The 1389-nt window shown below is 42.8% G+C and carries 1 protein-coding gene; it reads left to right on the top strand.

Going from position 1 to position 1389, the window contains the following annotated elements; all coding sequences use genetic code 11:
* Positions 1-209: 209 nt before the first annotated feature.
* Complete coding sequence (locus A1232T_RS11010) at positions 210-1340, top strand: cation:proton antiporter (protein ID WP_077449457.1); 1131 nt, start codon at positions 210-212, stop codon at positions 1338-1340.
* Positions 1341-1389: the final 49 nt, after the last annotated feature.

Here is a 1389-nt window from a genome sequence, read left to right as displayed (position 1 = left end):
GGGCTATTATCATTAGGCTCAAACAATTGATTCTTGCCTTGTTCATACTCAGGTTTTGGGTTAAAGTTTCACTAAGTCTGTTAAAGTTTGGCATGGTCTATTCGTCTTAAAAATTACTATTATGCCTTTGCTTTAACAGACTTTTTTGTTTTTTTTGTCGTGTGCAGAGAAAAAATTATTAACCCTCCTCCCAAAACAATCGGATCAATATGATAGAAAACTATAACCATTTCTTATTAGTTTGCGGCTTTGCCTTTTTACTAGGAGGATTCGCCCCTTATTTTTTAAAGCGACTACCACTCTCCTTACCTATGTTGCAGGTTATATTAGGCCTGACTATAGGCTACTTATGGACCAGCTTTCCTTTTTTAAGTCCTATTGATAATGGCACGTTTGTTGAAAAGCTCTGTGAATTGGTAGTCTTAGTATCATTGGTTGGCGCAGGTATTAAGCTCGACACCCCTTTAAAATATCAAAGATGGCGACCCACCATACGTTTGTTGCTGATAACCATGCCGTTATGCATCGTGGCTATGGCAGCATTGGGTCATTATATATTTAGTCTGAGCCTAGGCGCAGCCCTACTACTTGGCGCAGTACTGGCACCGACCGACCCTGTACTGGCTTCAAGCGTTCAAGTGGGACCGCCTAATGGTGAGGGAGAAGATTTACCTCGATTTTCATTAACCTCAGAAGCGGGGCTTAATGACGGTCTTGCTTTCCCTTTTGTTTACCTTGCTATCAAGATTGCAGAACAATTTACCACCACCGATAAGATAACCTCAAACTTACTACTTGATTGGTTTACCATGGATGTGGTTTGGCGGATTGCAGCAGGTTTAGTTATTGGCGTAGCTGTCGGAAAAATTATTGGACGTATTGTCTTTTCTAACAGAACCAAAGAGACAGCTCTGTCACAAGGCTATGTCATCATTGCCATTACCCTTTTGGCTTATGGGCTGGCTGAATTTATCCATGGCTATGGCTTCATTGCAGTCTTTGTGGCAGCATTTGCCTTTAGGCGCACCCAACATCGGCATGATTATCATGAAGAGTTACATGACTTTGCCGAGCAATCTGAAGGCTTATTGATGTCATTGGTGTTGGTTATCTTTGGGATGGCACTGGGTCAAGGACTCAGCTCTGGCGTAGAGCTGACTTGGCAGGTTTATGCTGTGAGTCTGATTATTCTGCTATTGGTACGTCCCCTCGCAGGGTGGATAGGATTAGCAGGATTGAACTTGCCTCATAAAGAACGCTTTACCATTGCAAGCTTGGGCATACGAGGTACAGGGCAATCGCACTATAAAACTCTCCCGAATAGAACCTGCTCACGATAATCAAGATTTTGAGAAGCCCTAATACGGCGTCGTTTCACTGACAGTTTAG

This window comes from Psychrobacter pasteurii (assembly GCF_900162815.1).
In the GTDB taxonomy this organism is placed as follows: Bacteria; Pseudomonadota; Gammaproteobacteria; order Pseudomonadales; family Moraxellaceae; genus Psychrobacter; species Psychrobacter pasteurii.
This window is presented reverse-complemented; position numbering and strand designations above follow the sequence as displayed.